At 45.5% G+C, this 18,828-nt stretch carries 17 protein-coding genes; 5 read left to right on the top strand and 12 right to left on the bottom strand.

From position 1 onward, the window contains the following. Positions 1–108 precede the first annotated feature (108 nt). Together mnmG and ABDV94_RS11645 are read left to right on the top strand one after the other, a co-directional pair. Positions 109–1,980 carry a tRNA uridine-5-carboxymethylaminomethyl(34) synthesis enzyme MnmG gene (gene mnmG / locus ABDV94_RS11650; protein WP_343747358.1) on the top strand — a complete coding sequence of 624 codons (1,872 nt, stop codon included), beginning with the start codon at positions 109–111 and terminating at the stop codon, positions 1,978–1,980. 6 nt (positions 1,981–1,986) lie between these two features. Continuing rightward, positions 1,987–2,862, top strand: coding sequence for a class I SAM-dependent methyltransferase (locus ABDV94_RS11645; protein ID WP_343747357.1), 876 nt, complete (start codon positions 1,987–1,989; stop codon positions 2,860–2,862). Between the two features lie 310 nt (positions 2,863–3,172). Here the strand turns inward: ABDV94_RS11645 and ispG are convergent, their stop codons facing one another. From ispG to ABDV94_RS11620, 5 genes are all read right to left on the bottom strand, one after another. Continuing rightward, entirely contained in the window at positions 3,173–5,083 is a 1,911-nt protein-coding gene (gene ispG / locus ABDV94_RS11640) for a (E)-4-hydroxy-3-methylbut-2-enyl-diphosphate synthase (RefSeq protein ID WP_343747356.1), read from the bottom strand. A 39-nt stretch (positions 5,084–5,122) separates the two neighbouring features. Beyond that, positions 5,123–5,425, bottom strand: coding sequence for an ArsR family transcriptional regulator (locus ABDV94_RS11635; RefSeq protein WP_343747355.1), 303 nt, complete (start codon positions 5,423–5,425; stop codon positions 5,123–5,125). 334 nt (positions 5,426–5,759) lie between these two features. Continuing rightward, entirely contained in the window at positions 5,760–6,158 is a 399-nt protein-coding gene (locus ABDV94_RS11630; protein ID WP_343747354.1) for a hypothetical protein, read from the bottom strand. A 3-nt stretch (positions 6,159–6,161) separates the two neighbouring features. After that, positions 6,162–7,073, bottom strand: a complete 912-nt coding sequence (locus ABDV94_RS11625; protein WP_343747353.1) for a zinc-dependent peptidase — start codon at positions 7,071–7,073, stop codon at positions 6,162–6,164. 20 nt (positions 7,074–7,093) lie between these two features. Next, complete coding sequence (locus tag ABDV94_RS11620) at positions 7,094–7,696, bottom strand: CDP-alcohol phosphatidyltransferase family protein (protein ID WP_343747352.1); 603 nt, start codon at positions 7,694–7,696, stop codon at positions 7,094–7,096. A 114-nt stretch (positions 7,697–7,810) separates the two neighbouring features. On the opposite strand from ABDV94_RS11620, the gene ABDV94_RS11615 reads away from it, so the two are divergent. From ABDV94_RS11615 to ABDV94_RS11605, 3 genes are read left to right on the top strand one after another with little or no spacing between them, the layout of a single operon-like run. Beyond that, positions 7,811–8,164: an MmcQ/YjbR family DNA-binding protein gene (locus tag ABDV94_RS11615; protein ID WP_343747351.1), complete on the top strand. Its 354-nt coding sequence runs from the start codon at positions 7,811–7,813 to the stop codon at positions 8,162–8,164. After that, on the top strand, positions 8,145–8,543 hold the full coding sequence (locus ABDV94_RS11610) for an RNA-binding S4 domain-containing protein (protein ID WP_343747350.1): 399 nt from the start codon (positions 8,145–8,147) through the stop codon (positions 8,541–8,543). The genes ABDV94_RS11615 and ABDV94_RS11610 overlap by 20 nt, the downstream gene beginning before the upstream one ends. A gap of 22 nt (positions 8,544–8,565) precedes the next feature. Further along, positions 8,566–10,260, top strand: coding sequence for a carbamoyltransferase C-terminal domain-containing protein (locus ABDV94_RS11605; protein WP_343747349.1), 1,695 nt, complete (start codon positions 8,566–8,568; stop codon positions 10,258–10,260). Positions 10,261–10,457: 197 nt separating this feature from the next. On the opposite strand, the gene ABDV94_RS11600 is transcribed toward ABDV94_RS11605, so the two are convergent. From ABDV94_RS11600 to xseA, 7 genes are all read right to left on the bottom strand, one after another. Continuing rightward, entirely contained in the window at positions 10,458–12,722 is a 2,265-nt protein-coding gene (locus ABDV94_RS11600) for a VWA domain-containing protein (RefSeq protein WP_343747348.1), read from the bottom strand. Between the two features lie 255 nt (positions 12,723–12,977). Beyond that, positions 12,978–13,121 (bottom strand): hypothetical protein, encoded by a 144-nt coding sequence (locus tag ABDV94_RS11595; RefSeq protein WP_343747347.1) that lies wholly within the window; start codon positions 13,119–13,121, stop codon positions 12,978–12,980. Then, positions 13,121–15,070: a ferrous iron transport protein B gene (gene feoB / locus ABDV94_RS11590; protein ID WP_343747346.1), complete on the bottom strand. Its 1,950-nt coding sequence runs from the start codon at positions 15,068–15,070 to the stop codon at positions 13,121–13,123. Before feoB ends, ABDV94_RS11595 begins: the two co-directional genes overlap by 1 nt. After that, positions 15,071–15,289, bottom strand: coding sequence for a FeoA family protein (locus ABDV94_RS11585; protein ID WP_343747345.1), 219 nt, complete (start codon positions 15,287–15,289; stop codon positions 15,071–15,073). It lies immediately after the preceding gene. A gap of 85 nt (positions 15,290–15,374) precedes the next feature. Beyond that, positions 15,375–15,581 carry an exodeoxyribonuclease VII small subunit gene (xseB, locus tag ABDV94_RS11580; RefSeq protein WP_343747344.1) on the bottom strand — a complete coding sequence of 69 codons (207 nt, stop codon included), beginning with the start codon at positions 15,579–15,581 and terminating at the stop codon, positions 15,375–15,377. Between the two features lie 701 nt (positions 15,582–16,282). Further along, positions 16,283–17,317, bottom strand: a complete 1,035-nt coding sequence (locus ABDV94_RS11575) for a metallophosphoesterase (protein WP_343747343.1) — start codon at positions 17,315–17,317, stop codon at positions 16,283–16,285. Between the two features lie 69 nt (positions 17,318–17,386). Next, positions 17,387–18,817 carry an exodeoxyribonuclease VII large subunit gene (xseA, locus tag ABDV94_RS11570; RefSeq protein WP_343747342.1) on the bottom strand — a complete coding sequence of 477 codons (1,431 nt, stop codon included), beginning with the start codon at positions 18,815–18,817 and terminating at the stop codon, positions 17,387–17,389. Positions 18,818–18,828 lie beyond the last annotated feature (11 nt).

Raw genomic sequence — 18,828 nt, 5'->3', positions numbered from 1 at the left:
ATTTGTTTGAAGAAAGTCAAATGTTAATGTTGCGTAAGTTTCACGTGGAACATTTGAAGGCTTGGCGGGATGGTAGTAATTTTGTTCCACGTGAAACACGAAAATAGTATGTTGAAGAATTATGATGTCATTGTAGTTGGTGGTGGACATGCCGGATGTGAGGCCGCGAATGCGGCAGCGAAATTGGGGTGTTCCGTGTTGTTGGTTACAATGAATATGAATACGATTGCCCAGATGAGTTGCAACCCGGCAATGGGTGGCGTTGCGAAAGGGCAAATTGTTCGCGAGATTGATGCGCTGGGAGGTGGATCCGGAATTGTTTCGGATTTGTCAGCGATTCAGTTTCGCATGTTGAACCGTTCGAAAGGACCAGCCATGTGGTCTCCGCGGACTCAGAACGACCGGATGAAGTTTGCTGAAGAGTGGCGTTTGTTGCTCGAACGAAATCCGAATGTGGATTTCTGGCAGGATATGTCAAACGGGTTGATCGTTGAAAACGGAAAAGTAGTGGGTGTGAAAACATCTATGGGGATTTCGATTTACGGTAAATCGGTGGTGTTGACGAACGGAACCTTCCTGAACGGTTTGATCCATTTGGGTGAAAAACAATTTGGCGGTGGTCGAATCGGTGAAAAAGGTGCTACCGGGATCACAGAAGATTTGATCTCTTTTGGTTTCGAAGCTGGCCGGATGAAAACGGGAACACCTCCGAGAATTGATGGGCGTTCGCTCGACTATTCCAAAATGGAGCTTCAGGATGGGGATGAAAACCCAGGCAAGTTCTCTTACGGAAATACCGAAGCGTTGAAGGTTCAACGTGCGTGTCACATCACGTACACCTCTACCCTCACGCATGAATTGTTGCGTGAAGGATTTGATCGTTCACCGATGTTTAATGGTGCAATCAAAAGTAGCGGGCCGAGATATTGTCCGAGTATCGAAGATAAAATCAATCGTTTTGCAGACCGCGATCGTCACCAGATTTTCGTGGAGCCTGAAGGTTGGAATACCATCGAAATCTATGTGAACGGATTTTCGACCAGTTTGCCGGAGGATGTACAGCTACGTGCTTTGCGTTCGATTCCTGGTTTCGAGCAGGCGAAAATGTTTCGGCCGGGTTATGCAATCGAATACGATTACTTTCCTCCGACTCAATTAAAACATACCCTGGAAACAAAACTGGTGGAAGGATTGTATTTCGCCGGACAAATTAATGGAACCACCGGATATGAAGAAGCAGCTTGCCAGGGATTGATGGCAGGAATCAACGCAGCATTAAAGGTTCAGGAACGCGATCCGTTGATCTTATCGCGAAGTGAAGCGTATATCGGAGTGTTGATCGACGATTTGATTACGAAAGGAACGCAGGAACCATACCGCATGTTTACTTCCCGTGCCGAATACCGAATCTTGCTTCGCCAGGATAATGCAGATGTTCGTTTGACTCCGTTGGCTTTTGAACTGGGAATGCAGGATCAGGAAGCGATGGATCGTGTGAACCGGAAAGTAAATGCAGCGAAAGAATTAATCGGAGCATTGCGAAAAGAAGGAGTTAGTCCGGATATCGCAAATCCGGTGCTGGAAACTGTTGGAAGCTCTCCCCTTTCGCAGCAGGTGAAACTGGCTTCAGTTTTGACACGTCCACACGTTACTATGGAGCACGTGCTGGAGATGAGTCAGAGTGTTCGCGAACTGGCTGACAAGTTACACGTGGAACATGAGGATTCTGTTGAACAGGCCGAAATCCTGTTGAAGTATGAAGGATACATTGCACGTGAAGAAGAAGTAGCGTTGAAACTTTCCCGTTTGGAGGAAGTAGCTATTCCGGAATCCATGGATTATAGCGCGATGAAGTCACTTTCTTCTGAAGCAAAAGAGAAGTTAGGTAAGATTCGCCCTGTAACAATTGGGCAAGCATCTCGTGTGAGCGGTGTTTCACCGAGTGATATTTCAGTTTTATTAATTCATTTAGGAAGATAGTTTCACGTGGAACAGTTAAACCAATCAACTTGCCCCGCTTGTGGAGCAACATCTTTTAATACCTATTTAGCAGTGAAAGATCATTTTCTTTCGAAAGAAGACTTTCGTCTGGAGTTGTGTGATTCCTGCCATTTATTGTTTACAAATCCCCGTCCGTCTTTAGAGCGCATCGGGGATTATTACAAATCGGAAGAATATGTTTCGCACAGTTCTACGAAGAAAGGATTGATCAATCGGGTGTATTCGTGGGTTCGCTCCTACACCCTGAAACAAAAGGTTTCGTTGTTGCAGGAATTAACTTCCGGAAGAAAACTGCTCGATATTGGCGCAGGAACCGGACATTTCCTGGCACAGGCAAAGAACTCCGGATTTGAAGTTTTGGGATTGGAACCGGATGAAGATGCACGAAAAGTTGCATTTGCCGAAAATGGAATTGAGCTGAAGGATTTGAGTTTGCTTCACAACCTCGATCAGCAATTTGATGCCGTGACGATGTGGCACGTCCTGGAACATGTTTACAACTTGCAGGAAGATTTGCAGAAAATAGTTTCCCTGGTAAACCACAAGGGTGTTTTGATTATCGCTGTTCCGAATTACACTTCATTTGATGCACAACACTACAAGGAATTTTGGGCGGCGTATGATGTGCCGAGACACCTCTATCACTTCTCTCCGAAATCACTGATTCCGTTAGTTGAATCAAAAGGTCTGAAATTTGAAAAAATGCTTCCGATGAAATTCGACAGTTACTATGTGTCGATGCTGAGTGAAAAATACAAAGGCGGATCGATGCTGAAAGCGATGCGAACCGGATTTTTATCTAATCGGAAGGCCAAGGAGGGAAAATCGAGCTCTCAGATCTATATTTTCCGTAAGAAATAGTGTTTTTAGCCCTTTTAAGCGTGTTTTGTGGTGTTTGAAAAGGAAACACCTTGCTTGTATGGAGATCTGCGCTTAAATCAAGTGAAAAATTTAACTTTTTGGGTGGGTTTTAGCCAAAAACGGTGCTTCGACTCCGCTCAGCGTCCGTGTTTTGGTAAAAGTTTTTTTGAAGAGAAAAATTGGTCTTAAATTTTATTTTCTGAAAAATATCCGTTAGCAAAAAAGAAGCACTAGAAATTATATCTCACAGAAACAAAAATTTATTTTTAAGCGGTCATTGAGCGGAGTCGAAATGACCGCTTCGCTTCAATTAGTTATTCGGCTCAATCCAATCTCCGTTATCTCGAATCAGATCAATCAAGGCATCAACGGCTTCTTCTTCCGAAACATTTTTCTTGACAACCGTCTTTTCTTTGTACAGGTTGATTTTCCCAGGACCGGTTCCTACATATCCGTAATCTGCATCGGCCATTTCTCCCGGACCGTTTACAATACAGCCCATAATTCCGATTTTGATTCCCTTCAAATGGGATGTCCGCTCCCGGATTTTTGCCGTTGTTTCCTGAAGGTCAAAGAGTGTTCTTCCGCAAGACGGGCAAGAGATGTATTCCGTTTTGGAGATGCGTGTACGGGTTGCCTGGAGGATTCCGAATGATAAGCTGTTAATGTCCACGATAGGTTGCGGAGCTGTGATCCACAAACCGTCTCCGAATCCGTCTATGAAATGAATTCCTGCGTCGGAGCTGGCGTATAACTGGAACGTTTCCAGGTCGGAAATCCCGTAATTCAAACGAAGAATAACCGGTGTTTGGTTGTTGTTTTTCGCTAATTCGTGTTGAAATTTGCGAATAATCTGTGTTTTTTGCTGCTCCTGGCTTTCAATGACATACACGACATTTTCTATCGGAAGCGCAGAGACATTCAAATCCGAATCTAAATCCAGGTGAATAAATGCGATTGTTCCCGGTTGCTGCTGTTGGTATTCTTCCAGTGTGCACAACGGATATGCATCTGCCCTTCCGTGTGCTTTCCATGCTCCATAGTTCTGTACCAGGCGGATAGTTCCCGGGATTTCGAAGTCAATGGTGTGATCCCCGATGAAGACATAGTCTGCGGCCTGGTCGAAAATATTCCACTTATCCAGCGGTTCGGAATACGCATACCCAAATCCGTAAAAATTAGTTGAAACGATTTCTTTTTTCTTTGATAAATCTGCAAAAACGATTGAAGTATTACTTCCACCAATGTTTAATAATGACTTTGTAATCCGTTTGTTATGATGAAAAAAGTCAAAATCAATTTCTGACGAATAATTTAGTTTATTTGTGTTTGTTTGATCAAATTTTTGAACCAATTTTTGAGCTACCGGAATCTCAAATTCAGGATCTTCCGTCAAAGAAACACGGATTGTATCTCCCAGTCCGTCTTCGAGCAATGCCCCGATTCCAACTGCAGATTTGATTCTTCCGTCTTCTCCATCCCCTGCTTCAGTCACCCCGAGGTGCAGCGGGTAGTTCATCCCCTGCTCTTTCATGGTTTGAACCAATAAACGGTATGCCTGAACCATTACGAGTGTGTTGCTGGCTTTCATGGAAATAACGAGGTCGTGGTAATCGTTTTTGCGACAAATGTGGATGAATTCCATGGCAGACTGCACCATCCCTTCGGGAGTATCACCGTATCTGCTCAGGATCCGGTCGGACAACGAACCGTGGTTGGTTCCGATCCGCATAGCTGTTCCCTGTTCCTTGCATAGCAATACCAGTGGTGTAAATTTCTCCTCGATGCGGATCAATTCGGCCTGATAGCTTTCGTTGGTGTAGTCGATTTCTTCGAATTTCTTTTTGTCGGCATAATTACCTGGATTCACGCGCACCTTTTCAATCAGTTTTGCGGCGATTTCCGCTGCGTTTGGCGTAAAATGGATATCTGCTACCAGCGGAGTGTTGTAACCACGTTTAACGAGCTCTTTTTTGATTTCTCCGAGATTTTCGGCTTCTTTCTTCGAAGGAGCGGTCAATCGAACCAGTTCACAGCCGGCATCGATCATGCGGATGGATTGTTCCACGGAACCGGCAGTGTCCATGGTATCGGTTGTTGTCATGGATTGAATCCGGATGGGATTCTTCCCTCCTATTGCGGTGATTCCGATTGTTACTTCACGTGTTTCGAAACGCTCACGATTGAATAAATCGTTGCAGAAATAGATTTTTTCCGACATCCTTAAGAAATTGTTCCCTGCAAAGGTACGGAATGAATTTCAGTGTTTCACGTCGTCAATCAGCATTTGAATCAATTGGTCGGCCTCCCGTTTGAGGTAATAATTTCCTTCCGGTTCCAGGTAGTCCGAATACACAAGATCAGCCAGAATCAATTCCTTGATATGCTTGGAAATTGTTGATTGTGAAAGAGTCGTAAGCGATTGAAACGTATCACTGTTTGCCTTCCGGTTTTCAAATAGGTATTTCATCATCGTTACTCTTGCGGGATGTCCCAATGCCTTGGCAATTTGTGCCAGTTGTAGCGTCTGATCGGAATATGGATAAATTTTTGTCGTGCCCATAGCAGCTTCTTTCTTATTTAATTTAGGGAAAAAGATCATTTGAAAAAAGAGCTGTTTTGTTAAAATCGTAGGCCAAAACAGATCAAAAGTAAAATTATCGGCTCTGTAGCCCATTGTTTTCAGGGGGTTCGCAATATGGCGATATGGGAATATTGCGTTATCATGATATTGCTTTTTGTGAATTAAATTTTTGCTGCCGGTAGCCCGAAAATGACGGACGCATAATTCAGATCAACAAGCGTTTCACAGGAAACATCTTCCCTGGTTTTCAAAAAGAAACGAGATTCTGAAGGTATATTGCAGAAGGATTTTGAAGTGAATAGCAGATTTAAACTTATGAGTTTAACTTCCAAATCCCTTTAAACTGTACCTCTTCCCTGCCCGGTTGGAGTTCCGCCATTCCAAACACAGCAAGAAATTCATTGCTGCAGGCTTTGCATGGAATGACTTCATACCGTGCATCCATGTTCCATAAAATGTATTTTTCCAGGCCATAATGTACCCTGCTGTCCTCGTCTTTAAGATGCACAATATTCCGTTCGACCAGCTCATCGATCAAATGCATGCTGTACTGATCTGCTAATTTTTCGAGCAATGTCCCCGAATGATAAATTTGAATCGGCAGATTAATTTCAGACTTACAATCCGGACAAGTGCAGGCGATAAAGCCGCCATTTAGAAAGTAATCAAATGAAAACGTGGCGTAACCGGCCAAATTCGTATTGGAGAGCATCTGCTATTTTTTAGAAAAAGATTGTTTTTTTGAGTAGTGCACACTTCCGCAGCAATGCTTGAATTTCTCACCGCTATTGCACACACACGGTTCATTTCTTCCGATCCCGGATGCTTTTCGTGCGGGTTTTCTTTCTGCTAAATCCTGGTGGAATATTTTCTCCAGCAGCGAATACAATTCAGGGTGCTTTTCTTCCAGTAATTTCGGACGTTCAAAGAAATATTCGCTGATCACAGAAAAAAACTCCGCCTTGTTTGTTGCACCGTAAGGATTGATATCCGACTTCCCTTCGTAAATCCGTTCGATTTCTTTGTTCACCAGGTTGATCCACGGAATGGCATATTGGCGATCCATCAGGAGTTTCGGCAAGCCGTCAATTTCTCCGTCCGATTTATCGATCAGGTGCACGAACTCGTGGATAGCCGTGTTTTGTTTGTCCGACTCATTGCTGAAACCCAGTCGCAAAGCCTCTTTTGAGAGAATCATGATTCCCTCCATGCTCTGGTTGCCGACCATTCCGAGAATGTTGCGCTCAGATCCTTCGAAATCGTAGTTTTTATTGAAGGTGGCGGGATAAATCAGCACTTCCCGGATGTTGTGGTATCTCCAGGAATCAAATCCGAAAATGGGAATGATGGCACTTGAAGCAACCAGCAATTTGTCGCTCTGTTCAACCTCCGTTTGAATTCCGGTGATCCGGCAGTTGAGCAGGAATTCCTGCACTTTGTATTCAAAACGCTGTTTTTCCGACTCGTCGAGGGAATTGTAAAAATGAACGTGTTCTTCCAGAATCTTGCGCCAATCTGGAGGAAAAGGGCCCAAAGGAACTTTCCATTTGGGATGAGCAACTTTATGGTAGGAAACCCATCCGAAAGCAAGTAGTGAGATAATTAAAACAAATCCAGCAATGACCATTTGTTACACGTGAAAATCAGTTAATTCAATAATTTATTTCGTTTGATCTCCAGGCCCTTTCGCAATAAATACGCATGATAACAACTGGGAACATCATGCGTCCACGACCTTAAAAGCAGGGTGATCAAAATCCTGTCGAGGTGTGAAATTAAGCCGAAAAAAATTGCAATCAAAAAAGGAATGCCTGCATAATTGAACCCGATCAGTGAAGTGAACCCGATGAGCAGTGTAATTCCCCAGAGTTTGGAGAGAAAAGCATGCGTACAGGTTTCCTTGCCGAATTTGATAATGCTGATCACGTAGCACATCCCTTCCATTGCGAGAATGGCAATAATGGGAACTTTGTTTTCGGAAATGACGTTGGGGTAAAGCAGCCACGTACTAATCCCGATCGAAAGCCAGAAGAGCATGTCCGTCTGACTGTCGAAACGCCGGATTTTTTCAGTCGCTACACCAAGTCTCCGGGCGATGATTCCGTCAAAAATATCGGAAATCAATCCCAGGTACATCAGCACCACGATAAGAAACCGCGCTTCCTGCCCGAAGACCAGGGCAAGAATGAAGATAATCGGAGCAAGAGCCAGCCGGAAAAGAATCAAGGCGGTAGGTATGAATCGTTTCATGTTTCAGGTAGTTTCATTGTTTACACGTGGAACAGGAAAGCAAAAATGATGCCTAAGGCGTTTTTTAAGAGGCGTGATTGCTTTGTGTATGCCCGGTTTTTCTTACCTTTCGGCATGCATTTAGACGAATTGATCCATTTCTGTTTCCAGCTTCCGGGTGCAACGGAAACCTTCCCGTTCGATAAGCGAACACTTGTTATAAAAGTTCAGGGTAAAATGTTTGCGTTGGTAGATGTGGAAGACCCGACGGGAATCAACCTCAAATGTGACCCCGAAAGAGCGATCGAACTGCGCGAACGCTACGATGGAATTCAACCCGGATACCACATGAACAAAACGCATTGGAACACGGTTTCACTGCTGGGACAAGTAGATGATTCCCTGGTCAAAGAGTTGATCGTACACTCTTACGATCTGATCGTTTCGTCGTTACCGAAAAAATTACGTGATGAGCTTGCGGATAGATAAATACATCTGGTTTGTGCGATTGGCAAAAACCCGCACACTGGCTACCGAACTGGTCCAGAAGAACAAAATCAAACTGAACAACGCACCCGTGAAACCTTCCAAAGAAGTGAAGATCGGAGATACCGTTTCGATTGTGAAAAACAATGCCACGTTCAGTTACAAAATCAAAGACCTGCTCGACAGAAGAGTGGGTGCAAAACTCGTGGGCGATTACCTGATTGACATCACAGATCCGCTGGAACTGGAGAAATACAAAACCTACCAGGAAGCACAAAGCGTGTACCGTGAATATGGAACCGGGCGACCGTCGCGGAAAGATCGCGATAACCTGGATTCGTTCTTTGAATGGCTGGAAGACGAAGACAGTGATGACGATTAACTGAAACCGAAAACCAGTATTCATGTCAAAACCACTTTATGTCCTGGGAACAGGACTTTCACACAACGGATCGGCAGTATTGCTTAAAAACGGATCGGTCTGTGTTGCCATTGAGAAAGAACGGATTACCCGGAAAAAGCACCACGGAGGAAATGATACCGATGCTGTTCAGTATTGCCTGGACGCGGAAGGAATTACCCTTGCGGATGTGGATCTGGTGGTTCAGAGCGCCAATTTCGAAACCCCCGACCGGGAACGGTTTCACGGGAAACGCCTGTTTGCAGATTTTCCCGAGTTGCCGCTGGTAACGATTTCACATCATTTGGCGCACGCCTACAGTGCCGCTGGAACGGGTGATTTCGACGAATGCGTAGTGATGGTGATCGATGGTTGCGGGAGCCCCTACGAGCAATGTATCGATGTTTCGCGTGGAACGATCCTTCCGGAAAACATAGCGGACTTATCTCTCCGGCAGCGCTGGTGCGAAAAAGACAGCTTCTATCATTTCGACGGACAAACCCTGACTCCGCTTCTGAAAGATTTCAGTCCCATCGAAGGAGATATGCAACAGCATTTGAAACTGCCCACAACCAAGCATTCCATCGGTGGATTTTATGCGGTGGTGAGTCACTACGTGTTCGGAAACATGGACGATGTGGGAAAACTCATGGGCTTGGCTCCATACGGAAAAGCACCGGCTCTTCAACTGGAAGCATTTGAATTTATTGACGGATCTCTGCAGGTAACAGATAACTGGAAAACCGAATTGAACAGACCGGCTGCGGATTATGCCGCTTTCAGGAAAAACTTCCAATACTATGCAGATGTGGCTTTGTGGGCACAGCAGCAAGTAGAAAAAGCCGTTTTCAGGTGCTTTAAAGACCGTTTAACGCGTTTTCCACATAAAAACGTGGCTTATAGTGGTGGAGTAGCTTTAAACGCCGTAGCGAACGCCCGTTTGCTCAATGAAGGATTGCTGGAGCATTTTTACATTGAACCGGCAGCCGGCGACAATGGCCTGGCTTTGGGCTGTGCTTATTACGGCTGGCTCGAAGTGCTGCGGAAACCCAGGGTAAAACACAACGAAAACACCTGCTTCGGGAAAGCATACTCTCAGCAGGAAATCGAAAAAGCCTTGCAACAACTTCCCGGAAAATGGAACATGCAGATTTTAAGTCCGGAAGCACTGGTACAAACAACCGCGCAGTTTCTGGCAGCCGGTAAAACAATCGGCTGGTTCCAGGATCACTGTGAATTCGGGCCGCGTGCATTGGGACACCGGAGCATTCTGGCGCACCCGGGAATCAAGGGTTTGGGAGACCACATCAATGCAAACATCAAGTTCCGCGAGGATTTCCGGCCTTTTGCCCCGGCGGTTTTACCGGAATTTGCAACAAGGTATTTTCATTCGGGAAGAAAAAGTCCGTACATGATCCTGGTGGATCAGACCAAACCCGAATACGTGGAACCATTGCAAAATGTAACCCACGTAAATGGAAGCGCCCGGGTACAAACCGTCGATCACACGTGGAACAACCGCTTTTCCGAATTGATCCGCGCTTTTGGAAAGGAAACCGGAATCTATGTCCTGCTCAATACGAGCTTCAACAAAAAAGGAATGCCCATCGTGGAAACACCGGAAGAAGCCCTTGCACTCTTTGCCGAATCGGCCTTGGATGTGCTGGTGTTGAATCACATCATCGTTCGGAAGGTTTAACGTTAGTTGTTGTATGAAAAAGTTCAAAAGTTCAAAAGTTCAAAAATGAATCATGATACTCTTTAAACCTTTGAACTTTTTTCAACCAGACACTCCGAGCTTATCGAAGTATATACCAGAATTACCGGCGAGTCCGGCAGGCGAGCATTCATTTGTGCATTTGCGGGAAATGATCGTAGTCAAAGGATCATTTGTTTCTAAGGTTGTTCCCGTAAACGCTCAAACACGCTGACGTATTCCTGCAGTTTTTCAAACAACCCTTTCAAATCGGCAGGAACAGCCTGTGGGAATAAACGTTGGATTTGTGCAACACCGTTACCGGCCGCTTTTTCAGCACCTGCGCGATCCTGGGTTGCAAAACGCTCTGCCATCAGTTTCATACTTTGATTCACAATGGCTACGGCCATCATGCGCTTGTGATTCATATCCAGCGTCATATCGAGCAAACCGGTTGCCGTGCTCCATTCGGGGTGTAGTTCTTTTTCCACCACTTTTTGCTTTTTACTAACGGGATCGGTATACGTCATACGGGCCACCACTTTTTGCTGTTCAATAGCCGGAATGGAATGGATGATATCCATTTTGACCAGCGCCATTTTTTGCAGTCCGGGGAACAAATGATCCACTGCAACAGTCACTTTTCCCGACCCTACCTGCGCATTTTCATAACCGAGCAATTGACGGTAAACGATCTGGTCATTGAATAAAATCTCCAGTTTTACATCCTTTCCGATCGGTTCGATGACACCGTCAAACGCTTTGAGAAAGGCCTGGCTGTAATGAGACGGATCGCCCGCCATCTGCATGTTTCCACCACCGATGGTTGCCAATTGTTCCAGCAAAGCGGCGTTGTAATCATACCCCACACCGATTGCAGAAATCTGCAGTCCTTTTGCAGCGTATGTTTTCGCCAGTTTTACAGAAATCTCCGGTTCATCGCCGCCATATCCGTCAGATAACAAGATCAACCGGTTGACCATGCCCGGCTTTTTGTTCGCTTCCAGTTGTTTCAATCCTTCTTCAAATCCAACGGAAATATTTGTTCCTCCATGTGGCTGCAATGCACGTATAATGTCACTGATAGCCGTTTTGTTCGTGATAAACTGGGACGGCAGCACGTTGTATGATCGATCATCAAAAGCAACGATCCCGATCCGGTCTTGTGCACTCATGCGGCCAACCAGTTCGGTCAGGGTGTTTTTGAGCAATTCCAGCCGGTTTTCATTCGACATGGAACCTGATACATCAATCACAAAAAACAGGTTCTTGGGGGTCATTGCCTTTTTGTTTTTGGAATTCACCCGGAAGCCCACTTCCAAAACCGCCTCCCTGGAAGAAGCATTGAATTTGTTTCCCCATTTCAGGAACAAATCCACTTCGTTGTCACTCGAAGGATACTGAGCTGTAACGAAATCGTTTACGTTTAAAGCCACCAAATCCTTCACCCGCGGGATAAACGATTCGATGTTTTCCAGTCGCGGATCGGGAGTATACTGTATCGTGTGACTCATCGTGGTAAAACCCTTCATCCGGCTCAAATCAAGTACATCTGCATCCCGCTGAAACGTGAAATCTACCACGTATTTTGTTTTGAGCGGAAGCATGAAAACAACCTTGCCGGTTCCATCGGTTTTCCCTTTGTATTTAATCGAACCGCCAACGGTTTTTAGGTAAACCGGCTCATTGGCGATAGCCGAACCGTTTTTGAGAATCGTTAGGCTGACCTGGGCGTGCGAACTGCTTGGTTTGGTTGTGGCAGGAATCGTCTGAACGGTATATCTTCCCTCCGTTTTTTCGGTAAAAGTCTTTTTTTCATAGGTAATAAAAGCCGTTCGCGTCATGGATTCATCGCCGAAATCTGCCCAGTCTATTGATGGAATATCCGCCACATCGATTTCGTAGTCGTTTTTGTTCGGAAGCAGGAAAATACATTCTCCGGAAGCGTTGGAAGTTCCGGTAAACTGTTCTGCCAGCTTGAAACAGGTAATGCTCACCGGGATATTTGCCTGTGGTTTTCCCTCCCGGTTCTTTAACTGGATTTTCAAGGCGCAGTGAGATGCATCCGGCTGAGGCATGGACGGATATTTTTGCGGCGTTTTCTTGAAAGCGATGGTCGATCTGTCGGGCAAAATGCGGTTTTCGCGCTCCCACACCTCCAGGTCGTAAGTGATGTGATTGCGGGCATTTCCCGTTCCGCCGCCTTCCACCCAGATGCAATTGTTCATCTCGCCGACAGAACCGATCCAGAGTTCCCCGTGATCGAAAACCAGGTCGAGAATTCCGGCAGCATTGGTTTTTTTCTCGATCCGTTCGAAGGTCGTCGATTCCACAAAGCGGACAGAGAGATTTCCTGCCGGCTGGTTTTGATTGTTGCTTACCTGTAAATGATAGTTGATTTGGGCATCAACGCTGCTTATGGGCACACAGCAAAGTGTGGCCAAGACAAGTCGAATTGGTTTCATAAGTTTCAAAATTGGGTTTGTATCATTCAAACTCCGGATTTTGAAATGGTTACATTTTCGGATTATTAAAAATGGCTCTTACGCTGAATACGTAGAAAATAAGCAGAAATGGAGCGTGGACAACCCCTGTTTGAACCCAGCCATCGGATAATTCTACGGAATTATTCGCGTATGGTTTGTGAGTTGGGGTGTAGTCAGCAAAATGCTGCGTCCTTATTCAAGGATTCGAACATGCCTTGCTTTTTGCTTATTCTTTTAAGAAACAGACCGTTTCTCCGTTGAATTCATTCCGCATTTCTCACAACCCGGCTGTTTTTTGCGTTTGGAAGTCAGCACAAAGCGGCGAACCAGGTAAAACCCAGCTCCCAAAATTGCCAGTATGACCAAAACCGTTTGCATCAGCTGAAAAGCGTGTATGTAATGAATGCTCCAAGATACGCCAAAAAGCCCATATATCCTAGTTGAACCAGCGGCCATTTCCAGGATTTTGTTTCACGTTTCACAACCGCCAGCGTTGCCATACACTGCATGGCAAATACATAAAATACCAGCAATGAAAGTCCGCTTGCAAGGGTGTAAGTCGGAGAGCCGTCATCGCGCTTCTGAACCTTCAGCTTGTCGATCAGTTGTGTCGGATTATCATCTACATCGTGAACAGAATAGATCGTTGCCAGAGATCCTACGAAGACTTCGCGGGCAGCAAAAGAAGTGAGCAGGGAAATCCCCATTTTCCAGTCGTAGCCCAGAGGCTTGATCACCGGTTCGATGAATTTACCCATGTAACCCATGTAGGAATGCTCCAGTTTTGCGGAAGCTACGCGGGTTTCGTAATCAGTAATTGCTTCTTCGGTTTTTGCAGTCGGAACAGGAACTTTTTGGGCATATTGCTCCATTTCATTCCCCGGCCCAAAGCTTGCCAGTGCCCAGAGAATGATGGAAATTGCCAGGATAATTTTTCCGGCATCAAATACGAAAATCTTCACTTTTTCAAATACTTCGATACCCACATTTCCCCAGCGGGGAGTTTTGTAATCAGGCATTTCCAGCAAAAACACGCTCAATTCCTTCTTCTTGCGGAAAAACTGCTTGATCACAAAAGCCACGAACAAGGCAGAGAGTACACCCAGCAAATAGAGTCCGAACAAAACCAGTCCCTGCAGGTTCAAAAACCCGAAAACCGGTTTTTTAGGAATGACCAGGGCAATTAGCAGGGTATAGACCGGAAGACGTGCAGAACAGCTGATCAGTGGTGCAACGAGAATGGTTGTGAGTCGTTCCTGCCACGAACTGATCGTACGCGTAGCCATAATTCCGGGAATGGCGCAGGCCGCGCTCGACAGAAGCGGAACAACACTTTTTCCGTTCAGCCCGAATGGACGCATCAATTTGTCGGTAATGAAGACCACGCGGGCCATATAACCCGTTTCTTCCAGGATCGAAAGCATCAGGAAAAGCAAAGCAATTTGCGGAATGAAGATCAAGACACCACCGATTCCGGGAATGACTCCGTCTACGACCAGCGAAGTGAAAATCCCTTCAGGCATCACTTCTCCCAGCCAGGAAGCAAGCGATGAGGTTCCGATGTCAATCCAATCCATCGGGTAGGAGGCCAGTGTGAAAACCACCTGGAAAATCACCAGCAGGAGCGCCAGGAAAATCAGGTAACCGAAAACCGGGTGTACCAGCCATTTATCGGCTTTATTTGAAAACGATTCTTCGTGTTTTTGCATGCTTACTACCTGGCTCGCCAGCTTTTTGATGCGTTCGAAACGTTCGTTGGTATCTTGCGACTGACCTTCCGTATCGTTTTGCGCTTTGAGCACTTTGGGTTCGAATGTTCCACGTGAACCCGTTTCCGAAGCCATCCATTCCTTCAGTTCCGGGATTCCGGTTCCGATGCGCGCATTGGTGCGGATAATTTTTGCATCCGGGAAAGCTTCCTGGAGTAAGCCAGTGTTGATTTCGAACCCGTTGCGTGAAGCAACATCTGTCATGTTTAAAACCAGCGCAGTTGGAAGTCCCAGGTCGTAAATCTGCGAAAACAGCAAGAGGTTGCGTTCCAGGTTCGTGCTGTCGAGAATGACTGCCGTTTTATCCGGGAAGTTGTTGTTTTCGGGGTCGGAAATAGCAGCATACACCACTTCCTCGTCCTTACTGCGTGGATAAATACTGTACGTTCCCGGAAAATCAATGATTTCCAGTTCGGTTCCGGAAACGGTTAAAAAACCCGAGTGTTTGTCAACGGTCACGCCCGGAAAATTTCCGATATGTTGTCTCAAACCCGTCAGCCGGTTAAAAAGCGAACTTTTCCCGGTATTCGGATTTCCAAAAAGAGCAATTTTCTTCATTTATTCTACTTGAATCAAAGCCGCTTCAGAAAGCCTCATGGATAGCGTATATCCGGAAACATCCACCGCGATCGGATCTCCAAACGGAGCCCGGAACAGTATTTCAACTTCTTTTCCGGCATAAAGACCCATTTCCAGCAGTTTAGGCTTTAGCTCGCTTTCCGCAATGCCCGATATGGTTGCCTTTTGGTGCAGTGGAACCTGTGCAAGTGTTTTCATGGGAAACAAATTGATGTTGAAATTCTGAAAGCTACAAAATTAAGGGAAGCCGGCGATTCACCAAATACCGGGTTTAGGGTATATGCTAGTTGGTCGATTTGAGATCATCCAGGATTTTCTGCACATCATTTTCCGTTGATGTGAGCTTGCTTTTGCAAAGCTGAATCAGCGCTGCGGCACGTTTTACCTTCTCGGAAAGCAGGTCTACAGAAATCTCTCCGGACTCAATATCCGCAATGATTTGCTGTAATTCTCCGTATGCCTGTTCGTATGTCAGCTGTTCTTCTTTCACAACACGAATTTACGGAAAAAAATCGTCAGGAAGAATTACTTATTGATTCAAGTAAAAAACCGCCCGAACAGGTGCCCGGGACGGCTCTTTGTTTTCATAATTACGGATTTAGCAACCCGTTTACGGTCACGCGATCTATTTTGAGTGCGTCCGAAGCATTTGTTTTTTGCATGGAAACAATTAAATAGAATCCCGAAGTGGTGGTAGCAGAGTTATCAGGAATAGTGGTATTTCTCCGCTGAGCGGAGAAACTCCGGATGGTTATATCCAGCTTTCATGGTCTGCGGCATAATTAATTTAATGACGGAAATGGATTCATCCGGGTATCAACAGTTCTTTCACGCACTGGTTAGTGGTTTCCGAAACAGAAAAAGTGCTGATGTTCGTGATGAAATGAGATCTTTCGGTGGATTTGTTTATATCGAATCCAAGATGCTGATTGAATTCTCCTGTAATGAGTGTTTGCATGATTTAGACGGTTATATGATTTGGTTGTTTGTTAGCCCCTCATGAACTTTCTTAAACACCTGTTTTTAATGATGATCAAGATGAGACGGTTTCCGCAATGATAACGAAAAAGGATTAGGACTATTACGTCGGCAATGTTAAAAAAAGCCAAGGCGCATAGTCTTTTTTCTTCGAAAAGAAACTTATAAAGAACGTATTGCTTTACGTTTTACTGTTCGCAGTTGTCTATCTATTTAGAATATTTCCGGCGAAACGGTCTGATCCACCACAATCCCCAATGCCTCTGACAGCGCAATGCGTTTTTCAGGAGAATCCAGTTTTTTGCTTAGTTCTTCCAGGGTCAACTGCTTGTTCTTCGCCTTGAAAAGAAATGTTTTAAAGAAGTATTCGTTTGCTTTTTGATTGAAATCTTCCGGATGTTTCTCCAGCAATTCAGCAGTGAATCGGGGCAGTTCTTCCAGGATTTGGGTCAGTAACTGATCCAGGTAAACCCGCCATTCGCGGATTTTTTGAAGGTATTCCTGAACATCTTCTCTATCAGCACGCTGCAGTTGCAGCACCAGTTTGTCGATAGCAACACAGGTCATCGTAAACCACGGTTTGTTTTGCAGCACAATCAACTGCCAGTGTTGCAATTCTTCCGCCCAGTAGTCTTTTTTGGCCTGAACCTGGTGTACAACGAAACCCGGGAGTTCAATGGCCGTGAGCTTTCCTCCGTGGCAGCAACCGGTGTCTGTCCCAATCGTGTTGTTGACTCTTTTCGGAGAATCACCTACCACATGATGCCCGTATAGGATGGTTTTTGACCCCTCGTAATAATCCGTCCAAAATTTACCCTCGGGGTATTTATCCTGCAGGTAGCGATCTCCGGAAGTGGATCCGCACAAGACATCTTCCCGCTGTTTTTCAATACTTTTATCGTGTTCAAATGCCGCGTGGACGATCAACGCTTCACCGGTATCTTCGTAATACGGAAGGGAGTTGATCCAGGAAAGAAATTCCGTGTACTCGTCACCGAATTGCAGTTTGACGATCTCCTGGGCATAGTTCAGCACGCCTTTCTGGTGTTTTCTTTCATGGTTTCCCATCAGAACCAGGGCATTTTTCCGGGTTTTGAAATAGCGGTATACTTCCGGGGATTTCGGCCCCCGGTCTACGATATCGCCTACCGAAATGACCCGATCGTCTTCCTGAACATCCATTTGTTCCAGAAGTGCGATGAATTCGTCGTAACAGCCGTGTATGTCTCCGAAGATGAAGGTTTTCATGGGAGTTGGTGTTGGAGATTGATCTCTTTGAATAATGTAAAGAGTTTAAAATTAGTATTTTTTAAACGATCACTTCACCTTCGCGCGCAATTCCTGCGCTTCCGTAATGATCTTCAATTCCTCACCGCTTTCAGTCTGGTTTTTGGCGGAAAGAACGCCCTTTTCATTGGTCACGATGGCATATCCGCGCTGCAATACCGTAATCGGATCCAATAGCTTCAGGTGGAGTTCTGCTTGTTGTAATTTCGCAGATTCTTGCTGAATGTTGCGGGTAACATTTCTGTTGAGGGTTTCTTCGCTGGATCTTACCTTCATTTCCGAGGCATTTAAAGCGCTTTTGGCGTGAACCTGGAGCAGCCGGATGAGGTTTTGTTGTTTCGTTTTTTGCGATTCAAACAGGTATCCGGATAAAGAACGTATTTGATTACGAAGTTCTGAAAGCTGCTGGTTGGAATGAATCATTTGGTGCTTCACCCGAAACTCAAAATCCTTCACGGTGCTGAAAAACCGGTTTTTTTCTTCCGATAGAGCCGTTTGCACCTCTTGCTGAAACGAGCGGGTGAGCTGCGTAAACTGATTGTTCACATCCTGGAAAACGCGTCTGATTTGTTGCGGCAGTTTCAAAAGCAGTTCGTCGAGCGGAGCATCCAGTTCTTCGAAAATACTGAGCAGGAAGTAAGCCATGTCGGACGGTGTGATTCCGTTCCGGAAAGCAATCATTTCACAAACGGTCAGGTTCGTGGAGTGTCCGATTCCGGTTAGAACGGGCAGGGGAAAGGTTGCAATGGCTTTTGCCAGGTCGTAATTATTGTAGCAATGCATCCCGATTTCACCGCCGCCGCCACGAATAATCACTACCGCATCGAAATGATGTTTGATCTTTTCAATGCGTTTCAGCTGACCCTGAATGGATTGAATCGCTGCATCTCCCTGGAGCGTGGCCTCAAACAGGAAGGTGTTAAAATGATACCGCTTCGGATGCCCGTTGAGCAAGGTCACAAAATCGGAATAGCCTTTGCTGTCGGCCTGGGAGATGACGGCAAGCCGTTTCGGGAGCAGTGCCATTTCCAGGTGCTGGTTGGCATTCAGGATGCCTTCCCGGTTCAGGCGTTCAAGCGTTTGCTGGCGTTCCTTCTGCAATGCTCCGAGTGTATAATTCGGATCGATATCAATGATTTCCAGTCCGATATTGTAAAGCGGATGATAAGTAATTTTCACATGAAACAAGAGTTCCATTCCGTCGCGCAAGGGTTCTTTGACCACTTCATGGAATTTTTGCTGAATGCGTTCAAAGTTTTGTTTCCAGATGGTTCCCCGCATTTCCACCACGATCGAATCATCTTCTTTTTGAACCAGTTCCGGGTAACAATGACCTTTACGCGTTGCATTGAGTTTGTGCATTTCAGCCGTCACCCAATAGGTGCGCGCATAGCGTTCAGCGATCGTTTTCCGGATCGATTCGGCTACTTGTTTGAGCGTAAAATGCTGCGGGGTTTCCATGATTTAAAATT

Origin of the sequence: Fluviicola sp. (assembly GCF_039596355.1) — a bacterium.
GTDB lineage: Bacteria > Bacteroidota > Bacteroidia > Flavobacteriales_D > Crocinitomicaceae > Fluviicola.
Note: the sequence above shows the minus strand (reverse complement) of the source record. Positions and strands in the feature narration are given on the sequence as shown.

What these genes read in the sequence shown, in the direction of transcription:
- mnmG (WP_343747358.1), top strand. Translation starts at nt 109, where the DNA reads ATGTTGAAGAATTATGATGTCATTGTAGTTGGTGGTGGACATGCCGGA.
- ispG (WP_343747356.1), bottom strand. Translation starts at nt 5,083, where the DNA reads ATGTCGGAAAAAATCTATTTCTGCAACGATTTATTCAATCGTGAGCGT.
- ABDV94_RS11635 (WP_343747355.1), bottom strand. Translation starts at nt 5,425, where the DNA reads ATGGGCACGACAAAAATTTATCCATATTCCGATCAGACGCTACAACTG.
- ABDV94_RS11630 (WP_343747354.1), bottom strand. Translation starts at nt 6,158, where the DNA reads ATGCTCTCCAATACGAATTTGGCCGGTTACGCCACGTTTTCATTTGAT.
- ABDV94_RS11625 (WP_343747353.1), bottom strand. Translation starts at nt 7,073, where the DNA reads ATGGTCATTGCTGGATTTGTTTTAATTATCTCACTACTTGCTTTCGGA.
- ABDV94_RS11620 (WP_343747352.1), bottom strand. Translation starts at nt 7,696, where the DNA reads ATGAAACGATTCATACCTACCGCCTTGATTCTTTTCCGGCTGGCTCTT.
- ABDV94_RS11615 (WP_343747351.1), top strand. Translation starts at nt 7,811, where the DNA reads ATGCATTTAGACGAATTGATCCATTTCTGTTTCCAGCTTCCGGGTGCA.
- ABDV94_RS11610 (WP_343747350.1), top strand. Translation starts at nt 8,145, where the DNA reads ATGAGCTTGCGGATAGATAAATACATCTGGTTTGTGCGATTGGCAAAA.
- ABDV94_RS11605 (WP_343747349.1), top strand. Translation starts at nt 8,566, where the DNA reads ATGTCAAAACCACTTTATGTCCTGGGAACAGGACTTTCACACAACGGA.
- ABDV94_RS11600 (WP_343747348.1), bottom strand. Translation starts at nt 12,722, where the DNA reads ATGAAACCAATTCGACTTGTCTTGGCCACACTTTGCTGTGTGCCCATA.
- ABDV94_RS11595 (WP_343747347.1), bottom strand. Translation starts at nt 13,121, where the DNA reads ATGCAAACGGTTTTGGTCATACTGGCAATTTTGGGAGCTGGGTTTTAC.
- feoB (WP_343747346.1), bottom strand. Translation starts at nt 15,070, where the DNA reads ATGAAGAAAATTGCTCTTTTTGGAAATCCGAATACCGGGAAAAGTTCG.
- ABDV94_RS11585 (WP_343747345.1), bottom strand. Translation starts at nt 15,289, where the DNA reads ATGAAAACACTTGCACAGGTTCCACTGCACCAAAAGGCAACCATATCG.
- ABDV94_RS11575 (WP_343747343.1), bottom strand. Translation starts at nt 17,317, where the DNA reads ATGAAAACCTTCATCTTCGGAGACATACACGGCTGTTACGACGAATTC.
- xseA (WP_343747342.1), bottom strand. Translation starts at nt 18,817, where the DNA reads ATGGAAACCCCGCAGCATTTTACGCTCAAACAAGTAGCCGAATCGATC.